10 protein-coding genes, 1 tRNA gene and 2 rRNA genes (1 of these 13 cut by a window edge) are annotated in these 15,560 nt (G+C 49.5%); 1 reads left to right on the top strand and 12 read right to left on the bottom strand.

All coding sequences use genetic code 11. From position 1 onward, the window contains the following. Positions 1 to 138: 138 nt before the first annotated feature. Both CBE73_RS13640 and CBE73_RS13645 read right to left on the bottom strand, forming a co-directional pair. The gene (locus CBE73_RS13640; protein ID WP_094094663.1) at positions 139 to 5,133 is read right to left on the bottom strand and encodes a discoidin domain-containing protein; all 4,995 of its coding nucleotides are present in this window, start codon (positions 5,131 to 5,133) and stop codon (positions 139 to 141) included. A 327-nt stretch (positions 5,134 to 5,460) separates the two neighbouring features. Continuing rightward, positions 5,461 to 5,604 carry a small acid-soluble spore protein P gene (locus CBE73_RS13645; RefSeq protein WP_094094664.1) on the bottom strand — a complete coding sequence of 48 codons (144 nt, stop codon included), beginning with the start codon at positions 5,602 to 5,604 and terminating at the stop codon, positions 5,461 to 5,463. A 269-nt stretch (positions 5,605 to 5,873) separates the two neighbouring features. On the opposite strand from CBE73_RS13645, the gene CBE73_RS13650 reads away from it, so the two are divergent. Next, on the top strand, positions 5,874 to 6,083 hold the full coding sequence (locus CBE73_RS13650) for a hypothetical protein (protein WP_094094665.1): 210 nt from the start codon (positions 5,874 to 5,876) through the stop codon (positions 6,081 to 6,083). A gap of 251 nt (positions 6,084 to 6,334) precedes the next feature. Here the strand turns inward: CBE73_RS13650 and CBE73_RS13655 are convergent. The 10 genes from CBE73_RS13655 to CBE73_RS13700 form a co-directional block, all read right to left on the bottom strand. Further along, positions 6,335 to 6,423 (bottom strand) — tRNA-Ser (locus tag CBE73_RS13655). A 74-nt stretch (positions 6,424 to 6,497) separates the two neighbouring features. Continuing rightward, the gene (gene serS / locus CBE73_RS13660; RefSeq protein WP_094094666.1) at positions 6,498 to 7,781 is read right to left on the bottom strand and encodes a serine--tRNA ligase; all 1,284 of its coding nucleotides are present in this window, start codon (positions 7,779 to 7,781) and stop codon (positions 6,498 to 6,500) included. A gap of 132 nt (positions 7,782 to 7,913) precedes the next feature. After that, positions 7,914 to 8,483 carry a pyridoxal 5'-phosphate synthase glutaminase subunit PdxT gene (gene pdxT, locus CBE73_RS13665; RefSeq protein ID WP_094094667.1) on the bottom strand — a complete coding sequence of 190 codons (570 nt, stop codon included), beginning with the start codon at positions 8,481 to 8,483 and terminating at the stop codon, positions 7,914 to 7,916. A 74-nt stretch (positions 8,484 to 8,557) separates the two neighbouring features. Next, a complete protein-coding gene (gene pdxS, locus CBE73_RS13670; protein ID WP_094094668.1) occupies positions 8,558 to 9,457 on the bottom strand; it encodes a pyridoxal 5'-phosphate synthase lyase subunit PdxS in 900 nt (299 codons plus the stop codon). Between the two features lie 154 nt (positions 9,458 to 9,611). Then, positions 9,612 to 11,057, bottom strand: coding sequence for a D-alanyl-D-alanine carboxypeptidase family protein (locus tag CBE73_RS13675; protein ID WP_373286408.1), 1,446 nt, complete (start codon positions 11,055 to 11,057; stop codon positions 9,612 to 9,614). Positions 11,058 to 11,197: 140 nt separating this feature from the next. Then, positions 11,198 to 12,655: an IMP dehydrogenase gene (gene guaB / locus CBE73_RS13680; protein ID WP_094094669.1), complete on the bottom strand. Its 1,458-nt coding sequence runs from the start codon at positions 12,653 to 12,655 to the stop codon at positions 11,198 to 11,200. 287 nt (positions 12,656 to 12,942) lie between these two features. Next, on the bottom strand, positions 12,943 to 13,620 hold the full coding sequence (gene clpP, locus CBE73_RS13685) for an ATP-dependent Clp endopeptidase proteolytic subunit ClpP (protein WP_308420972.1): 678 nt from the start codon (positions 13,618 to 13,620) through the stop codon (positions 12,943 to 12,945). After that, entirely contained in the window at positions 13,571 to 14,380 is an 810-nt protein-coding gene (locus tag CBE73_RS13690) for an RNA polymerase sigma factor (RefSeq protein ID WP_094094671.1), read from the bottom strand. The genes clpP and CBE73_RS13690 overlap by 50 nt, the downstream gene beginning before the upstream one ends. A gap of 206 nt (positions 14,381 to 14,586) precedes the next feature. Next, positions 14,587 to 14,703: ribosomal RNA gene (rrf, locus tag CBE73_RS13695) — 5S ribosomal RNA — on the bottom strand. A gap of 62 nt (positions 14,704 to 14,765) precedes the next feature. Then, positions 14,766 to 15,560, bottom strand: a 23S ribosomal RNA gene (locus tag CBE73_RS13700); it runs 2,133 nt beyond the window's last position.

Genomic DNA, 15,560 nt, shown 5'->3' on the forward strand with positions numbered 1-15,560 from the left:
CTGCTGTTAACTTGCTTCACATCAAAGTAAATTGCAATTCTCTTCAAGTGGGGGTGAAAAAAGAAGCTGCCCGAAAGTCTAAACGGCTTTCAAGGCAGCTTAAGTCAGATCAGGAGGGTACTGCTTTAACTGGCATGATCAGTTGTAAAGATTAAGCTCGGAAATGGACCACCACCAGGCCGGCTCGTCTTCAGTTTGAACAATCTTCACATAACGAGCCGTTTGAACCGGGAAGGTCTCTTCAATATAAGCTGAGCTGCCGGCTTGCTGAGCCAGCGGGGCCCACTGCTCCCCGTCTTCAGAAACCAGAATCTGATAGCCGCGGGCATAGTCATTGCTGCTTCCCGCCGAGTCCATCGTCAGTTTCTTGAAGCTCTTCAGACTGCCGAGATCAATCTGGATCCATTGGTCAGGTGTTTGCCCCGTGCCAGTCGTCCACCGGGAACCCAGATCCCCGTCGATCAAACTCTTCAGGGAAGCTCCGTCGTCATAAGTCGAAGACGTTACGGTCCAGTCCGTGCGGTCAAGCGCCATAGGTTCAGAATCAGGTTCACCCTCGTCATCCGGGAGATACGGAGTAAGATCCGCTGTGAAGAGCTTCAGCTCGGAGATCGACCACCAATGCGAGTCCGATCCCGTTTGCACGATCTTCAGATAACGGGCGGTCTGCAGCGGGAACGCCGCTGTTACCTGCGGCCCTTTGCCATCGCCGGAAGCGACCGGGCTGCCCCAGTTCTCGCCGTCATGGGAAACATAAATCTCGTAGCCTCTTGCGTAGTCGTCATGGCTATGGCCGCTGTCCATGGCGATCTGATCGAAGGTTTCTTCAGTGCCCAAATCAAGAACGACAAAGTCGCCGTTTTGCTGTTCACTGCCGCTTGACCAGCGGGTATCCGGATTTCCATCCAGCATTGCCTGAGCACTTTCGCCTCCTGCCGTAGAAGAAGCCTCTGCAGTCCAGCCGTTAGGCTCAAGCGGTTTTTGTTTGCCATTGCCGTAATTATGAACGTTCAGCTCGGCAACTGACCACCATTTATCGGCTTCTCCCGTTTGCAGGATGCGGATAAACCGGGCATGCTGCACAGGGAAAGTAATCGACATCGTTCCCGGTTCACCGTTCCCTCCGGTTACCGCCGGTCCCCAGTTCTCCCCGTCTTCGGAAACAAACAGCTTATAACCGCGCGGATAATCATTTGCGGAGTTGCCGGGATTCAAAGTAACCGTATCAAAACTTTGAGCACTGCCTAAATCCACTTGCACCCATTGTCCGTTGGCCTGGGTACGCCCGTTTGTCCAAAGCGTATTGCCGTCCCCATCCAGCATGTTGGCCGTGATATCGCCGCCTTGTGTGGAGGAAGCCGTCACCGTCCAGCCGGAACGGTCGTCCAGGGCGCTGTCGTCGTTACCCGTAGGGGCTTCAGCGGAAGATGCGCCGAACTGGGCAAGCTTGATTTCGGAAATCGACCACCAGCTGTCATTAGGTTCGGTCAGGATGATTTTGATAAATTGAGCCGTCTGCAAGGCCGGGAAGGATACGGCAATACTTGGCGAGCTTCCGTTACCGCTCGCTGCAGGCTCGCCCCAATCCTGCCCATCCTTGGATACATAAACTTCATAACCATGGGCGTAATCGTTCCAGTTGCCGCCCGAGTTCATGAACAGCGTATCGAAGGACTGCTCGGAACCCAGATCGATTTGCAGCCAGTCGCCGGTTTCCTGCGTTTTGCCGGAAGACCAGCGCGTCGACAAATCATTGTCGGTCAGGTGCTCTACAGGCTCTCCGGTTTTGGAGGCCGTAATCGTCCAGTCGGAACGATCCAGGTATTTGATACCTTTGGACGGATCGGGACCGTCAAGAACGGTATTTTTCAGCGGATTTACCGAAACTAGTGCATTCGCATATACCGTTGCGGAGCCCAAGGCACCGTCTTTATTGAAGAAATGAATTGTTTTGGCGCTTTCCGAAGGATTCCAGATTTGCGCCGTGTACACGCCGTCTTTGTTATACACGGTTACCGCCGGATCGTCAGCCCAAATATCAGGGCTCCGCTCGCCAAGCGATTCCATGCTGTGTACAAACCAGTAAGCATTATAGGTTTCATTTTGCTGCATGTTTGTGGTATCCCACTTGCTCAGCACGGCATCCGGATCGCTGATCGATTCGAACGGCCAGATAATATGAGACCAGCCTCCCAGCGGTTTGCCGTTCATATCTTTGACCAGACCTTGGTACAAAGCGGCTGCTTTTTCAGGCTGGCGGCCGTAATAAGTCATCCATTCAGCAGGCGGAAGCCAGTGAATGCCGTAGACATTTTCCGGTTCACCGGAGAAGTACGTAGCAAAGGCCGTCGCACTGCCGTATACCTGGCCTGCGGTGGCATGGTTGTAGCCTTCCACCCAGTTGTCGCCGTCATAGTTAAACCAGTATTGCTCGACTGCTTTTTCTTCCGTTGTAAATCCCCAAATACCGGCATCGCGGTACATATCGTTATCAGTCACCATACCCCACATGTATTCACCGACCCAGCTGAACAAAGCTTCGCCGGCTGCTTCCTGGTTGTTGCCGCTGTGGTTATCTGCATAACCGCCGGCCCAGGAATGACCTTCATAAGGGTCAAAGTTGCGGAACCATGGGAACTGGCTGTCATTTCTGTTCGGATTGGCGTAATCCCGAATCAGGGTTTCGACCATACCGCCGTAATCATGCAGGAATTCTTTGTCGTAGGTCGCAAGGACGGCCGAAGCAAAGATGTAGTATCCGTACGTGAAATGGTGGTCGGTCAGACCGGTGTTGATTCCGAATCCAGTCGCATAAGACATCAGGGAACCCCAATATTCGGAGTAGTGGAAATAATAAGAATGCAGTTTTTCTTCAGGCGAATAAGTATACCAGTCCGTCAGAATGGTCTTTAAATCCTTCAAATACTGGTCTCTGCGTTCGGTGTCCCCAAGCTGGTCACTGATCAGCACCGCCAAAGCAAGCGGATGCAGCTTTTTACCCTGCCAGTAAGGATCCTCGACCATAAAGCCGTTGGCCAGATCCGCATCCAGCTGATCTAGGTAAGCTACCAATTGGGCACGGGAATAAGTCGAATCGTTGGGTTCAACGAATTGTGGAACTATGCCGTTAAAACGGTCCGATGTCGTAAACGTATTGCCCATTCTTACTTTAAGAGTGCCGCGGATGGATGGATAGCTAAGATCGGTAAGCGGCGTGTTCGAGATTTTCCACTGATGCGGGAGCAAAGTCATGATGGTGTCGGCCGAGAAACCGGGACGTTTCACTTCGGTAGAAGTCGTGAAGTTGGTAGTTACAAGCGAAGCTTGCTCGTCGAAGTTGTAGTCCACTCTTGTATCCGTCACAAAAGCATAGGCATGCTGATAAAATTCACCCAGTTCGGACGCGGAAGGGAGCGCCGCGAGGGACAGGTAATTTTCACCGGAGCCCAGCTTGATCTTGATCGTATTGCCAAGCTTCATGAAAGTGGTGCCTTCAGGAGCAAAGATGCCGTAATCACGAACGAAGGTTTGCGGCGTAGGCGCTTTGTCCTTGTTGGTTACTTCCAGGCCGATGTGGTCCGCCGTATAGACGTCACCATCGTTAACCAGCACTGGATTGTTGTTATCGTCAAACAAACGGGTGATGACCGGTGATTGAACGATTACGGCATCCGGATTTTCGTACGTATTGTAAATGAAAGGCGATCCTTTTACAAAGGTGGTGCTCATTTTCGCCGTATCGTCATCGCTGAGGATCACACTGGCCGAATAGTCGCCATAACCCGAAATTTTTGTTTCTATGTTCGCAGGATTGATATTGTTGCTGGAAAGGTAAAGATCCGGATCGCCGTCGGCATCGATGGAATCGCCATGAGCGAAACCGGCGCCAGGGTTCAAAATCGCAAGTCCCTGTTTCGTATACCAGTTCTTGAGCGGCAGGGTCACCAGGCTGTTGCCGTCGCCAAGATTGGAGATCAGGATAGATTGCCACCAGTCGTTAGACGGGATGGGTGTATCAATGTTTGAGGTTCGATATGTAGGGTTCTTGGGTTCTAGTTGTGTAATATCGTTAATTTCGTAGCTGCCTGCTCCTACTTGTACTGCAGAGGCAGTCGGTATGTCTGGGATGTCATAGGTTGGCTTCGGATCGCCGTCACGGTAGGCATGCACTTCAAACTCAAACAACGAAAAACCATTTGTGGTTCCGCGCGCAATGCCGGCCATTTTTACATAACGGGTTTTAGCGTACACCGGAATGTTTTCCTTGCCGCCGTTGCCGTTCAGCTGACGATAAATCGTGGTCCAGTGCTCGGCGTCGTCCGATACTTGAATGTCGTAGGCCCGTCCAAAAGCGTTTTCCCAGTTGAACGCTACGCTGCCGATTTCGCTTTCCTGTCCCAGATCCACATAGATCCACTCGTTATCTTTATAGATGGAAGACCAGCGTGTATTTGGATCTCCATCGGTAACATTTTTAGCCAGGTAGTTTCTTTCTTCCATTTTAGCTTTGTCTTCAGCCGATCTGCTTGGCTCGTCAATCTCCAAAGAAGATGCCACTACATTCTTGTTCAAAGCCAGATTCGGGGCAGCTGGTTTCGGAGGGCCGCCAACGCCGCCAGTTCCGTATACACTGAATTCGAAAATGGAAACCCCGTAAGCCTGCTGTGCCCGCTCCGTACTGTAGAGACGGACATAACGGCCTGTACCGGATACGTCTGTGCTTACTTCACCGGCTTTCCCATGAATGACCGGGGAAATATCGCTCCAATGAAGTTCATCATCAGAAGTCTGAATGGTGTACGCGCTGGAATAGGCGTTTTCCCAATTTATGGTCACCTTGCTGAGGGTGGCGCTGGCGCCCAAATCCACATAAATCCACTGCGGATCCTTCTGCCATTCACTTTCCCAGCGGCTGTTCGTATTTCCGTCAACGGCCAGATCTGGTGTATTGCCGCCAAGCGAAGATGATGCATAAACCGGACGGTTTAGGGAAAGCAAGTAAGCATCCCGGTCAGCCGCCTGGGCGGTTAACGCTGATAAAGACGGTACACTGCCGATCAGCAGGAGCAGCGCCGTTAAGGCATGCGCCCAAAGGACACGTGTTCTGCTTTTTGCTGCAAAAAACTTGTTCATGTCTACTCTCCTTTGTACTGGAATAATTAGAACAGTGGTTAATTATAAACGTTTTTATTTCACTGCTCTATTATTTTTATCGGCTCTCGCTGATTGTTTTTTGGCACCTTGACGCGTTAAACCCACAAAGATGAGAGTTAGGAACTACAATTGATTTATAAATTTGCATAAAAAGTAAAATAAGATCGGACCTAAGTCCGACCCTCTAGTAAAAAAAACCTGTTTATTTCTTCCATAAATTAGATAAAACCAACAATCCCTCTTCTTATGAAGATCTGCCTTCTACTATCCTAGAAACGAGAGGTAAGGCAGACGGCCGGTTGTCCGTTAACCCTCCGGATTGTTATGACTGACGTGATTCCGGGTCTTCACTTTCTTGGAACCGGACAGCGGCTCAGGACCGCCGTTTCCTTTATGACGCTCCTGCTTTGGCTGTACGCCGGGAACCGGCATGCTTTTCGGTTTGCTCATCCCTTTCCCCTCCTTAATAAATGAATTACAGAAGGACAAATCTGAGCGGGCAGAGCCCGGGTGACCTTGGTTTTGGTTAGGGTCAGCTTCGTTGTCCATTCCTTTACTAACATGCCGAGGAGAACGAAATAATATACCATCAGCAGCCAGTTCATGAATGGAGTATATCCAAATTCCTCTTGTTTCCTTTTTCAGAATTGGATTAGAATTGGTTCTAAAGAAGATTCAACCGAGTCTTAAGTCCCAAGTATACAAGGAGTATGAGCAGAATGAGTTTCTTAAAGGGTTTTGGTAACTTCGAAGGGGAAGTAACAGGTAAAGATACCCATCAGGTTACTCCTCATTATGTTGAAGGATATTATCGTGCTGATGGAACGTATGTAGAAGGTTACTACAGGGACGGCGATTGGGATACCAGCATAGACAATCCAAATGGCGGATATGACCAGCATAACCTTGATTATAAAGCTAAAGCCTAAATCAGCCGTTCTCCTTATTGCCTGTAATTAGAGGTACTATTAGGTCGCATTGCACTACATACATAAATTAAGATTAATTTAGAAAGCACAGCATGGGCTGCCGTTAAGGTAGCCATGCTGTGCTTATTTTAGATCACCTTGAATTAATGTGGTTTTTCAATATTCACGATATGCTTAACAGCTGAAGTATCTCTCTCTATCAAAAAACCGCAGCCCCCTTCATCGGGAACTGCGGTTATCAGCTGTATGTATGGCGGAGAGAGTGGGATTCGAACCCACGTGGGCTTGCACCCTAACGGTTTTCAAGACCGCCCCGTTATGACCGCTTCGGTATCTCTCCAAATAAAATCATCATCGACGTTAAAGAATAACGTAACGAATTAGATTTTATCATATTTTTAAGGCAACAGCAAGTTATTTCTTCTTTGTAATATGGGTAATGCCGCCCATGTAAGGACGTAGCACTTCAGGAATTTCCACGCTGCCGTCTTCCTGCTGGTAGTTCTCCAGGATCGCAGCAACCGTACGTCCAACGGCAAGACCTGAACCGTTCAGCGTATGCACGAATTCCGGCTTCGCTTTTGGCTCCGGACGGAAACGGATGCTCGCACGGCGGGCCTGGAAATCCTCCACGTTGGAGCAGGAAGAAATTTCGCGGTACATGCCGCTTTCAGGCAGCCATACTTCCAAGTCATACGTCTTGGCCGCGGTAAAGCCCATATCAGCTGTACACAAGCTCAGCACGCGGTAAGGCAGGTTGAGCAGCTGCAGCACACGCTCGGCGTTGCCTGTCATCTTCTCAAGCTCTTCGTAAGAACTGTCAGGATGAACGATCTTGATCAGTTCCACTTTGTTGAACTGGTGCTGGCGGATCAAACCGCGTGTATCACGGCCGGCCGCACCCGCCTCGGAACGGAAGCAGGAGCTGTAAGCTACATAGTAGCGCGGCAAATCAGCACCGTCCAGAATTTCGTCGCGATGATAATTCGTCACCGGAACTTCAGCAGTTGGGATCAGGTAATAATCGCTGTCCTTCAATTTGAACAAATCCTCTTCAAACTTCGGCAGCTGGCCTGTTCCGTACAGGCTGTCGCGGTTGACGATGTACGGCGGCAGAATCTCTTCATAACCGTGCTCATTGCTGTGCAGGTCCATCATAAAGCTGATCAGCGCGCGCTCCAGACGTGCACCAAGCCCTTTATAGAACGTGAAGCGGGAACCGGTGACCTTCGCGCCGGCTTCAAAATCCAGAATGCCAAGATCAACAGCCACATCCCAATGCGCTTTAGGGGTAAAAGAGAACTCGCGCGGCTCGCTCCAGCGGCGGATCTCGACATTATCCTCCTCCGAAGCGCCGACAGGCACACTGTCGCTAGGAATGTTTGGAATGCTCATCGTTAGCTGCTGAATCTGCTCTTCAAGCACACGAACTTCCTCGTCCAGCTCTTTAATCCGGTCGCCAACCTGGCGCATTTCGGCAATCATATCGTCCGCGTTCTCTTTGGCTTTCTTCAGCTTCGCTACTTCAGCGGAAACCACGTTGCGGCGGTTCTTCAGCTGTTCGCTTTCCTGCAGCAGCTCCCGGCGTTTCTCGTCCAGCTTGGGGAAATCAGCGATCAAGTCCAGCGATTTGCCTCTTGCTTTAAGCGCGGCTTCTACGCGGGCGTAATCATTACGCAAAATTTTGACATCCAACATGGGTTACCCTCCTAAATCAGAACGCCTGTATAAAGACTATAATCCTAAAATTCAAGGCAAAAGGAGCGGAATTGCCCCCGCCCCTCTATTCTTCACCTTTCGGGCAAATTCTTAACCTTTTCAGGCACAAATTTACCCGCCGTTTATCATATCGAGAAAATATTTATGCAGCGAATAATCATCGGTCAGCTCCGGATGAAAAGAGCACACAAGCAGCTTGCCTTGTCTCGCTGTAACAATTTCATCCTTATACGTAGCCAGTACCTCGACTCCGGCTTCCGTCTTTGTAATCAAAGGCGCACGGATAAACACGGAACGTACAGGATTATCAATCCCTTTTACATCCAGATCCGTTTCAAAGCTCTCCTTCTGACGGCCGAACGCATTACGCGAAACCGTAATATCCATCAACCCGAGGTGAGGCTCTTCCCCGCCTTCAATAGATTTGGCCAATACAATCAGGCCGGCACAGGTGCCGAACAACGCTTTGCCTTCACTCGCAAATTGACGAACAGCGTCGATAAAGCCGTACTTGCGCATCAGCTTGCCGATCGTCGTACTTTCGCCTCCGGGAATGATTAAACCGTCAAGCTCGTCCAATTGCTCGACCCGTTTGACGGCCACGCCTTCGGCACCGGCCAATTCAATACTTCGTATATGTTCCGCAACAGCGCCCTGCAGCGCCAATACTCCTATCTTCATGAACGGTTCCTTCTTTCTCTCTGAAAAAACAGCCGTTATCCGTTATGGATGGTTGCCCATCCCATTCGTATCGATTACCAGCCGCGCTGGGACATACGTTCGTTCGCAGCCAGTGTAGAGATCTCGATACCTTTCATTGGTGTACCCAGATTTTTGGATACTTCAGCAATCAGCTTGTAATCGGTGTAATGCGTAGTTGCTTCAACAATCGCACGGGCGAATTTCTCAGGGTTGTCCGATTTAAAAATACCGGAGCCCACAAATACGCCGTCAGCGCCCAAATGCATCATCAACGCCGCGTCAGCCGGTGTAGCTACACCGCCTGCTGCAAAGTTAACAACCGGCAGTTTGCCGTTCTCGTGAACGCCAAGCAGCAGATCATAAGGCACGCCAAGATTCTTCGCTTCTGCGTACAGCTCGTCCTTCGACATGTTCTGTACCTTGCGGATTTGGCTGTTGATCAAACGCATGTGACGTACAGCTTCTACGATATTGCCTGTTCCCGGCTCGCCTTTAGTGCGGATCATGGAAGCTCCTTCACCGATCCGGCGGAGCGCTTCACCCAAATCTTTAGCGCCGCATACGAAAGGAACCGTAAATTCATTCTTGTCGATATGGAAAACTTCGTCGGCAGGTGTCAAAACTTCGCTTTCGTCCAGGTAATCTACGCCAAGGGATTCCAATACTTTGGCTTCGACATAATGCCCGATACGAGCTTTCGCCATAACCGGAATAGACACCACTTTAATAACTTCTTCTACGATGGTTGGGTCAGCCATCCGGGCTACGCCGCCTGCTGCGCGGATATCAGATGGTACACGTTCCAATGCCATAACGGCTACAGCACCTGCAGCTTCGGCAATTTTGGCCTGCTCGGCGTTCATGACATCCATGATAACGCCGCCCTTTTGCATGGCAGCCATGCCTCTCTTAACTATCGGTGTTCCTGTAACTGTAGATTTCCCTGTCTCCATAATTAACCTCCCGTTGTATAGATCATTTACTCTCACATTGACCCATACGAGCCTCTGAAAGTAAAAATTCCATCCTTTAATCTAACTTTAAATTTTACATGAAACGGACCCAATATACAATCATGGAACTCGGATTTACTTGATTTTTATGCGTTTAGAACAAGTTTTTAATGCTGCCGAACAAATCATGGAAGAAGTCGCCGATTGCCCGCATGAACAGCTTAAACCATCCGGCTTTCTCAACGTCCTGTGAAGTTACCAGATTAACCGTCTGCTGAATCGGTGCATTGGAACCCTCCACTTTAAAAGAATAAGTAACCGTTCCGACTTTAGTTCCGTTTTTAACCGGTGCTGTCAGCTCTTTGCTTGTAACATTCACCGTTACAGCCGCGCCGCTTGGATCCACGTCCTTCGGAAGCACAAAGTTCACGTCCTGGTCCGTCACGATCGGCACAGAGGTTTGTTTCCCTTTCTTCACGCTGACGGTTTCCGCAGAAGCCACGGTCGATTTGGCCTGGCTCACCTTTTTGATTTCAAAATTGTTAAAGCCATAATCCAGCAGTTTGGCCGTTTGTGTAAAACGCTGAGCTTCCGTGGAGGCTCCCATCACGACACTAATCAGACGCACGCCGTTACGAACCGCTGTACCTGTGAAGCACTGTCCAGCCGCATCGGTATGACCTGTCTTCATACCATCAAGACCCGGATAAGCAAACTGCTTCAAATAAGTATTTGATGCGTTAGCAGGTAGCATCCAGTTCCAGTTGATAATTGGATCTTTATCCCGGTCACGCAGTTTGTAGGATGGAATTGTCGTAAAGTCAGAGAAATCCGGATGATCTTCCACAATATATTTGGCCAGAATAGCCGCATCCATAGCAGACATTACGGTTTCTTTGTCACTGTCAGGCCGGTACCCTTCCGGCATATCGGCAATGTTAAGCCCCGTAGAGTTGGCATAATAAGCCGTCGGTAGTCCCATGCGCTTCGCTTCTTCATTCATCATCTTCACGAAGTTCAGTTCCGTTCCGCCTACCAGTTCAGCCAAAGCCACCGTAGCATCATTTGCGGAGCCAACCGCCATTGCAATGTAAAGCTGTTTAACTGTATATTGTTCTCCCTCAGCCAAAAATACTCGCGAACCGATTTGTTTCGCCGCATTTTCTTTAATGGTGACCATGTCGTCCCATTTGAGCTTGCCCTGCTTCACCTGATCAGCCACGATGTATTCGGTCATCATCTTGGTCATGCTCGCAGGAGGAAGAGCTTCCTCGCTATTATAAGAATACAAAACCTGGCCGGTAGTCGGCTCCAGCAGCACCGCTGATGTAACTGCCAGTTCAGGTGCCATCGGCATCACGATTTCAGCAGCCTTGTCACCCGCTGCTGTTGAAGTCGTATTAGAGGTGTTTGTAGACGTATTTCCAGAAGCATCGGTTGTCGTTACAGAAGCATTCGTTGCGGATGTATTTGCATCTGATCCCTCAGCCCAGATCGCTGTAGGAGCAGCAGTCAGCATCTGAATTAATAGAATTGTAGCAATCGCTCGCTTAAATTTACGTTGTTTTGTCCATTTTAGCTTGTTATCCGTTGATTTCAAAACATTTACTCCCTTCTTGTCTCTCTTAAGAACTGTTCTCTATTCTATCATAGGCCATGCGGCAAAAAAAAGACAGACCAGGCGTTCTATGCCAGGTCTGTCATAACAGTTCTTTCCAGATTGCGTTTTTACAAGTTTTTTTACAAGGAGTAGTTAGGCGCTTCTTTCGTAATTTGCACGTCATGCGGATGGCTTTCGCGCAGACCTGCACCCGTAATGCGAACAAATTCCGTATCGTTACGAAGCTCTTCCAGCGTCTTGGTTCCGCAGTATCCCATACCGGAACGCAAACCGCCGATGAGCTGGTGGATCGTATCGGACAAAGGACCTTTGTAAGCTACGCGGCCTTCGATACCTTCCGGAACAAGCTTCTTGTCATCATCCTGAAAGTAACGGTCTTTACTACCCTGCTTCATAGCACCCATCGAGCCCATACCGCGGTATACTTTGTATTTACGGCCTTGGTAAATTTCCGATTCGCCTGGACTTTCATCTGTACCGGCAAACAAGCTTCCGAGCATAACCGCATGAGCGCCGGCTGCGAGAGCTTTTGTAATCTCACCTGAGTATTTGATGCCTCCGTCCGCCACAATCGGCACGCCATATTCACGGGCAACGGTTGCGCAATCGTAAACCGCCGTGATTTGCGGTACGCCGATCCCTGCAATAACCCGGGTGGTACAGATCGAACCTGGACCGATTCCGACTTTAACGATCGAAGCGCCTGCTTCGATCAACTCACGGGTTGCTTCACCAGTCGCTACGTTACCAGCCATGATCGTGAGATCAGGATAACGTTCACGCAGACTTCTCACTGCATCAATGATATTGATGTGGTGTCCATGCGCAGAGTCAACGGTGATCAAGTCAACGCCTGCTTTAACCAGCGCCTCCGTACGGTCAAAGGTATCCTTGGAAATACCAATAGCAGCACCGACTAACAGACGGCCCTGTGCATCTTTTGCAGCGTTAGGGAATTGAATAGCTTTCTCAATATCTTTAATGGTGATAAGGCCTTTAAGGACATTGTTGCTGTCCACCAGCGGGAGTTTCTCAATCTTATGCTGCTGCAAAATAATCTCCGCTTCCTGAAGGGTTGTCCCAACCGGAGCCGTTACCAGGTTCTCTTTGGTCATTACTTCGCTGATCTTAATGCTGTAATCATGGATGAAACGAAGGTCACGGTTCGTAAGAATACCTACCAGCTTCTGCTGCTCGTCTACAATCGGCACACCGGAGATCCGGAATTTGCCCATAACATTTTCTGCGTCGGAAACGAGATGGTCAGGAGTCAAATAAAACGGATTTGTAATAACGCCGCTTTCGGAACGTTTTACGCGATCCACTTCCTCTGCTTGCTGCTCAATTGTCATGTTCTTATGAATAATCCCGATTCCGCCCTCACGTGCGATCGCAATCGCCAATGCGGCTTCCGTTACCGTATCCATGCCCGCGCTGATCAGTGGAATGTTCAGCTTCACTTTGCTGCTAAGCTGCGTGGACACACTCACCTCTTTAGGCAAAGTTACAGACTTACGCGGAATCAGCAATACATCGTCAAACGTTAATCCTTCTTTAGCAAACTTGTTCTCCCACACCTCGAATATCCTCCTTATTTAATCCTTCTATTTTTCTTACTACACAGCCGAATTTCCTTATATAATAAGACCCTTGCGGCACCTCTGCAAAAATATATTATTGCAATCTTAGCAAAGGCAATATGGGCTGTCAAGGCTGTTAGAACGACAAAAAACAAAGCACACAGCAAGCAAACGGATGTCTTGTCGCAGAAGACATTCTTACATTATATGCAAAAAAAGAAGCCTTCACCCATACGGATTAAGCCTCTTTATGCAAATCATGCTAATTCCATTTGTTCCGCCGATTAATGCTCGCTGCTGTAAATCACCTTATCGATAATCCCGTATTCCCTGGCCTCTTCCGCTGTAAAAAAGAAATCGCGATCCATATCTTTCTCTATCCGCTCCAAAGCCTGACCGGTACGCTCCGCTGCGATCTCATTCAGCTTCTGCCTGATCCGGATGATCCGTCTGGCGCTGATTTCAATATCACTGGCCTGCCCCTGCGCACCGCCATGCGGCTGGTGAATCATAATTTCGCTGTTTGGCAGGGCGAATCTTTTTCCTTTAGCTCCCGCTAATAGTAAAATGGCGGCAAACGAGGCGGCCATCCCCATACAAATTGTCTGCACATCCGGCTTCACATGCTGCATCGCATCATAAATGGCAAAGCCTGCAGAAGTAGATCCTCCCGGGCTATTGATGTAGAAGTAAATATCCTTCTCCGGATCCTCTGCCTCCAGAAAAAGCAGCTGAGCAATCAGGCTGTTCGCAACCTGATCATCTACGGCCGACCCTAAGAACACAATCCGATCCTTCAGCAGCCGTGAGTAAATATCGTAAGAACGTTCGCCTCGACTGGACTGTTCAATCACATAAGGAATGAAATTGTTCATTGTATCCTCCTCTTTTTTAGAAAAAATGCTCCGGGGCTTAAGCCGCCTGCCGGAATCCCATAAATACATGGTCAACCGTTTTGGCATTTTTGTATATCTTCCGCATAACGGGTACCCTTCTCTGCTGCCCTTCTCCGTTAAAGAGAGCGGCTAAGGCCGCAATGTCATGAGACTTGAACGCCTTCATATAGGCGAATACAACCGCGGAATCAGCTTCCACTTCTACTTCCACTGCTTCCACCATATCTGCCTGTTCCCCCTCTTTAAGGCGGTCTCGGTCTTCTCTGTCGTCTCCGTAAGGATCTCTACTATGAAAATGCTCCTTGTTCATCCGTTTAAGCTTTTGCCGCGCCCGGTGTAGGGCAGCTTTCACAGCCCCTTCTGTCGTATGCAATATGTCGGCCGCCTCTACAGCCGTAAAACGGTAAATATCCATCAGCATTAATGCTGCCCGCTGGCTGATTGTTAGATATTTGACCATGCTTTCAATGGCGGAATATAACGCTGCTGCGTCAATTTCTTCCTGCTGCTTTAGATCATTTAGCTGAAGCTCCAAGTCATCTTCTGAACGCCGTGAAAATTCAGGCTTTCTGCATCGGTCAATCCAAGCGTGGTAGGCAACCCGGCGAAGATAGGAGCGATTGACCTTTAGCTCCTTTTGCTGCTTCTTGGCGATCCAAACCTTCAGCCACATCTCTTGGAGCAGGTCCTGACCTTCCCACTCCGAGCCGGTCAAATAGCGGCAGTAGGCCTTAAGTGCCTGCTGATGCTCCTCCAGCCATTCGGAAAAATCGCCTTCCCCGGCATGTTGGCCACCATAGCTTCGGATCCCTAACGATTCTCCCATTGCTTTACCTCCTTGCGAATTGTCAATTCAATTACTTAAACGGAAGTGACTCGTGAATAGATACGGTTAAATAAAGAAACGTATTAAAATGGCTATCTAACCGAATTTTACACTCTAAAGTTAAACATCAATTAACTTAGATATATACGAATCCAGTTCAAAAGTATACAAAAAAACACCATCTCTTAAGAGATGGTGTTTCAGTTGCTTGGCGACGTCCTACTCTCCCAGGACCCTGCGGTCCAAGTACCATCGGCGCTGGAGGGCTTAACGGTCGTGTTCGGGATGGGTACGTGTGGAACCCCTCCGCCATCGCCACCAAACGATTCAAGTGTTTGATCACTTGAAAACTGGATACGAAACAATCAATTGCGATTAGATCTATTTGGATAAGCCCTCGACCGATTAGTACTGGTCAGCTCCATGCATTGCTGCACTTCCACCCCCAGCCTATCTACCTCGTCGTCTTCAAGGGGTCTTACTAAATTGGGAAATCTCATCTTGAGGGGGGCTTCACGCTTAGATGCTTTCAGCGCTTATCCCTTCCGCACTTAGCTACCCAGCTATGCTCCTGGCGGAACAACTGGTGCACCAGCGGTGCGTCCATCCCGGTCCTCTCGTACTAAGGACAGCTCCTCTCAAATTTCCTACGCCCACGACAGATAGGGACCGAACTGTCTCACGACGTTCTGAACCCAGCTCGCGTACCGCTTTAATGGGCGAACAGCCCAACCCTTGGGACCTACTTCAGCCCCAGGATGCGATGAGCCGACATCGAGGTGCCAAACCTCCCCGTCGATGTGGACTCTTGGGGGAGATAAGCCTGTTATCCCCAGGGTAGCTTTTATCCGTTGAGCGATGGCCCTTCCATGCGGTACCACCGGATCACTAAGCCCGACTTTCGTCCCTGCTCGACTTGTCAGTCTCGCAGTCAAGCTCCCTTTTGCCTTTGCACTCTTCGAATGATTTCCAACCATTCTGAGGGAACCTTGGGGCGCCTCCGTTACTCTTTAGGAGGCGACCGCCCCAGTCAAACTGCCCACCTGACACTGTCCCCATGCCCGATTAGGGCACCAGGTTAGAACTCCGATACGATCAGGGTGGTATCCCAACGGCGCCTCCAAGGAAGCTTGCGCTCCCTCTTCCTAGGCTCCCACCTATCCTGTACAAATCGTATCAA

It is taken from the genome of Paenibacillus physcomitrellae (genome assembly GCF_002240225.1).
GTDB lineage: Bacteria > Bacillota > Bacilli > Paenibacillales > Paenibacillaceae > Fontibacillus > Fontibacillus physcomitrellae.

Coding starts and splice junctions, on each gene's coding strand:
- CBE73_RS13640 (WP_094094663.1), bottom strand. CDS start 5,133: ATGAACAAGTTTTTTGCAGCAAAAAGCAGAACACGTGTCCTTTGGGCG.
- CBE73_RS13645 (WP_094094664.1), bottom strand. CDS start 5,604: ATGAGCAAACCGAAAAGCATGCCGGTTCCCGGCGTACAGCCAAAGCAG.
- CBE73_RS13650 (WP_094094665.1), top strand. CDS start 5,874: ATGAGTTTCTTAAAGGGTTTTGGTAACTTCGAAGGGGAAGTAACAGGT.
- serS (WP_094094666.1), bottom strand. CDS start 7,781: ATGTTGGATGTCAAAATTTTGCGTAATGATTACGCCCGCGTAGAAGCC.
- pdxT (WP_094094667.1), bottom strand. CDS start 8,483: ATGAAGATAGGAGTATTGGCGCTGCAGGGCGCTGTTGCGGAACATATA.
- pdxS (WP_094094668.1), bottom strand. CDS start 9,457: ATGGAGACAGGGAAATCTACAGTTACAGGAACACCGATAGTTAAGAGA.
- clpP (WP_308420972.1), bottom strand. CDS start 13,620: ATGCCAAAACGGTTGACCATGTATTTATGGGATTCCGGCAGGCGGCTT.
- CBE73_RS13690 (WP_094094671.1), bottom strand. CDS start 14,380: ATGGGAGAATCGTTAGGGATCCGAAGCTATGGTGGCCAACATGCCGGG.